The organism is Microbacterium sp. Leaf351, assembly GCF_001423825.1.
GTDB classification, from domain to species: domain Bacteria; phylum Actinomycetota; class Actinomycetes; order Actinomycetales; family Microbacteriaceae; genus Microbacterium; species Microbacterium ginsengisoli.
Window position 1 is genome coordinate 71,994 of record NZ_LMPK01000035.1, and the last position, 3,819, is coordinate 75,812.

Genomic DNA, 3,819 nt, shown 5'->3' on the forward strand with positions numbered 1-3,819 from the left:
GGAGCTCAAGCGGCACTTCAAGCCCGAGTTCCTCAACCGCGTCGACGACATCATCGTGTTCCCGCAGCTCAACAAGGACGAGCTGCGCCAGATCGTGGGGCTGTTCACCAAGCGTCTCGGCGAGCGTCTGCTCGACCGCGACATGACGGTGGAGCTCACCGACGCGGCCAAGGACAAGCTGATCGAGATCGGCTTCGACCCGACGCTGGGCGCCCGTCCGCTGCGTCGTGCGATGCAGCGTGAGATCGAGGACCGCCTCAGCGAGCAGATCCTGCACGGCGAGCTCGTCTCCGGCGATCACGTGACGGTCGACGCCCCGAACGGCGAGTTCGTGTTCGAGCACAAGGCCCGCGGCGAGAAGGTTGCGGTCGGTGTGGGTGCGGCCGGCGAGATCGCGGCGACGCCGGAGATCGCGGCGACCGCCGACTGACCGAACGACACGAAGGGGGCGGATGCCGCGGCATCCGCCCCCTTCGTCGTGTCGGGGCGCCGGAGGTGGTCGGCCGTTCGCATCGAGCGAGACGAGCCTCACATGGGGGCTCAGCCCTTCGCGGCCGCCTTCATGGCCTTCTTGTGCTCGCGCACCTTCGCGAGCGTCTCGGGCGAGACGATGTCGGCGACGGAGCGCAGCGACCCCACCTCGCCGTAGGGAGCGGATGCCTCACGCCACCCCGCGCCCATGAACCCGTACTGCTTGCCGAGCAGCGCGAGGAAGATCTTCGCCTTCTGCTCGCCGAACCCGGGGAGGGTGCGCAGGCGCCGCAGCACCTCGGCGCCGTCGGGGTCGTCACGGGTCCAGAGCGCGGACGCATCGCCGCCCCAGTCGCGGGATACGATGCCGCACAGCTCCTGCACGCGGGCCGCCATCGAACCGGGGAAGCGGTGCACGGCCGGCGTCTGACGGAACGCCGCCAGGAACTCCTCCGGGTCGTACCCGGCGAGGGCCGCGGCATCCAGGGTGCCGACCCGGTCGACGATCTTGCGGGGCCCGGCGAACGCCGTCTCCATCGCGATCTGCTGGTCGAGGAGCATGCCGATCAGCAGGGCCAGCGGCTGCTCGGTGAGGAGGGTGTCGGCGGCGGCGTCGCCGGTGAGATGCAGACTCACGCGAGCTTCGCCTCGTCGTCGATCGCGGTTGCCTCGGCGGCCGGGACGATGCCGAACAGCGCCTCGAGTCCGGCGACGTAGTCGTCGGCGTGGCCGGCATCGGCCAGCTCATGGGCGCGGATCGTCGGGGTGTGCAGCAGCACGCCCACGAGATGGCGCAACGACTGCTCGGCGCGGCCGTCGTCTCCGCGTGCGCGGGCCCGGGCGATCTCGGCCTCGAGCAGCTCGAACACGTGAGCGCGCAGCGCGACCACCGCGGGGGTCACGCTGCGCCGTTCGCCGGCCACCGTGAAGCGGCGGGCGGCGTCCTGCACGAGCGCGCGAGCGGTGTCGGTGGCCTGCAGCTCCTCGAGAGGGGCGTGCAGCCGGATCGTCTCGAGGTCGAGCAGATCGGTGTCGGCCAGCTGCGCGACGGCCGGGTCGACATTGCGGGGCAGGCCGAGGTCGATCACCATGCGCCGCGTGGTGCGCTCGTGCGCGACGGGGCACGCGGGGGCCGTGGCATCCACGACCTCGGCACCGAGCACCGCCGGGGTGACGACGTATCCCTCGGCACTCGTGCAGGTGATCACGAGATCCGCACGGCGGGCGCGCACGGCGAGGTCGGACGTGTGCGCGATGCCGTGCTTGAGCGCGAAGCGCTCGGCGCGACCAGAGGGGGAGAAGACGGTGATGCGCTCGGCGCCCTGATCGCGCAGGGCCGCGAGCGTCGCGGCCGCGTAGGCGCCCGTGCCGACCAGCAGCACGTCGAGCGCCGACCAGTCGGCGATGCGGCTGTCGGCGAGCTCGAGTCCGAGCCGCACGAGGGAGCGTCCGGCGCGGCCGATCGCGGTGCCGTTCTTCACGTCGCGCTGTGTCTCGCTGGCGCGCTGGAACAGCCGCTCGAGCTCGGTCGACGTGGTGCCGTCGCGGTGCGCGTCGGCCAGGGCGCGGCGCACCTGCCCGGCGATCTCGCCCTCGCCGACGACGACGGACTCGAGCCCCGAGGCGACCGAGAACAGATGCTCGGCGACGCCGTCGCCGGTGTAGAGCTCATACGCCCCGTCGAGCTCGTGTGCGGCGACGCCCGTGGCGGCCTCGACGGCGAGCAGCGCCGCCTCGACACCCAGAGCGGATGCCGCGGTCACCGGCTCGTCCATGTCGACGTAGGCCTCGAACCGATTGCAGGTGGCGACGACCACAGCCCCCTGCACGCACTCGCTGTGCTCGGCGATCGACCGGGCGACGCTGTCGGTGTGGACGCTGAGCCTCTCCAGGAGGTCGAACGACGCGGTCTTGTGACTCGCGCTCAGGCACAGCAGCACCCGGCAAGTCTACGACCGCTCCCAGGCGGGGTATGGGCGGTGATGGGAAACTGTCAGGATGACCCGCCCCGCCGCCGCCACCGATCCCGCCGCTGTCGCGGGGCCCGCGGCATCCGCTCTCGTCCGCGCGATCACCGGAGAGCGCACCGATCGGCTGCCCGTCTGGTTCATGCGCCAGGCCGGCCGCTCACTTCCCGAGTACCGCGAGCTGCGCGTCGGCACCCGCATGCTCGACGCCTGCCTCACCCCCGAGCTCGCCGCCGAGATCACCCTGCAGCCGGTGCGTCGCCACGGCGTCGATGCCGGCATCTTCTTCAGCGACATCGTGGTGCCGCTGAAGCTCGCGGGCGTGGACGTCGAGATCGAGCCGGGTCGCGGCCCCGTGTTCGCCTCGCCCGTACGCACCGCCGCCGACGTCGACCGGCTCACGGCCATCGAACCCGCCGCGGTCGCGGCAGCCGCCACTCCGGTCGCCGAGGCGGTGCGCATCGTCACCACGGAGCTCGGTGACACCCCGCTGATCGGCTTCGCGGGCGCCCCCTTCACGCTCGCCGCCTACCTCGTCGAGGGCGGCCCGTCGAAGGAGCACCTGCGCGCCCGCGCCATGATGCACGCCGACCCGACCTCGTGGCATCGGCTGGCCGGGTGGCTCGCCGAGGTCTCGGCGGCGTTCCTCGGCGTGCAGATCGCCGCCGGGGCGTCGGCCGTGCAGCTGTTCGACTCGTGGGCCGGGTCGCTCTCCCGCAGCGACTACACGACGTTCATCGCCCCTCATTCGCGCCGGGCGCTCGAGGGGGCGGGCGTGCCGCGCATCCACTTCGGCGTCGGCACCGGCCACCTTCTCGCCGACATGCGGCTCGGCGGCATCGCGGACACCGTGGGTGTCGACTGGCGTACCCCGCTCGACGAGGCCGTCGAGGTGCTCGGCACGGATGTCTCGGTGCAGGGCAACATCGACCCGGCCCTGCTCCAGGCACCGTGGGAGGTCGTCGAGGCGCACGTGCGCGAGGTCGTCGCCCGCGGCCGAGCGGCGCGCGCCCACGTGCTGAACCTCGGTCACGGCGTTCCCCCCGAGACCGACCCGACCGTGCTGACCCGCATCGTCGAGCTCGCGCACGAGATCGGCGGGATCGAGTGACGGAGCACGTCGCCGGCATCGCGGATGCCGCGGCGCGCTCCCGTGTGGTCGTCGTCGGCGGCGGCGCGAGCGGCCTCGTCGCCGCCATGGAATGCGCCAAGGTCGGCATCGCCGTGACGGTGCTCGAGGCGTCGTCGCACACGGGCGGAGTGCTGCGTACCCGCGACGTCGCCGGCCTGCCCCTCGACGTCGGTGCCGAGAGCTTCGCCACCCGCGGAGGTCACGTGCGTCAGCTCATCGACGACCTCGGGCTGTCGGGAGAGGTCGTCG

Annotated in this window: 4 protein-coding genes and 1 pseudogene; 3 read left to right on the top strand and 2 right to left on the bottom strand. The window is 72.5% G+C overall.

Annotation, left to right across the window (positions count from 1 at the left end; genetic code table 11):
* Positions 1-430 (top strand): annotated as a pseudogene (locus ASG00_RS18255) (NDP-hexose 4-ketoreductase); the annotation flags it as partial.
* Between the two features lie 110 nt (positions 431-540).
* Here the strand turns inward: ASG00_RS18255 and ASG00_RS11430 are convergent.
* Together ASG00_RS11430 and ASG00_RS11435 are read right to left on the bottom strand one after the other, a co-directional pair.
* Positions 541-1,107: an HhH-GPD-type base excision DNA repair protein gene (locus ASG00_RS11430; RefSeq protein WP_056209680.1), complete on the bottom strand. Its 567-nt coding sequence runs from the start codon at positions 1,105-1,107 to the stop codon at positions 541-543.
* Positions 1,104-2,411, bottom strand: coding sequence for a glutamyl-tRNA reductase (locus tag ASG00_RS11435; RefSeq protein ID WP_056209683.1), 1,308 nt, complete (start codon positions 2,409-2,411; stop codon positions 1,104-1,106). Before ASG00_RS11435 ends, ASG00_RS11430 begins: the two co-directional genes overlap by 4 nt.
* Before the next feature lie 58 nt (positions 2,412-2,469).
* Here ASG00_RS11435 and hemE point away from each other — a divergent pair, with 58 nt between their 5' ends.
* Both hemE and ASG00_RS18260 read left to right on the top strand, forming a co-directional pair.
* Positions 2,470-3,549, top strand: a complete 1,080-nt coding sequence (hemE, locus tag ASG00_RS11440; protein ID WP_056209686.1) for a uroporphyrinogen decarboxylase — start codon at positions 2,470-2,472, stop codon at positions 3,547-3,549.
* Positions 3,546-3,819 (top strand): NAD(P)-binding protein (locus ASG00_RS18260; RefSeq protein ID WP_235559519.1); only part of this gene is annotated, 274 nt, incomplete at its 3' end. The genes hemE and ASG00_RS18260, both read left to right, overlap by 4 nt.

Bases quoted from the DNA above. Each gene is read 5' to 3' on its own strand.
- hemE (WP_056209686.1), top strand. From the start codon at position 2,470: ATGACCCGCCCCGCCGCCGCCACCGATCCCGCCGCTGTCGCGGGGCCC.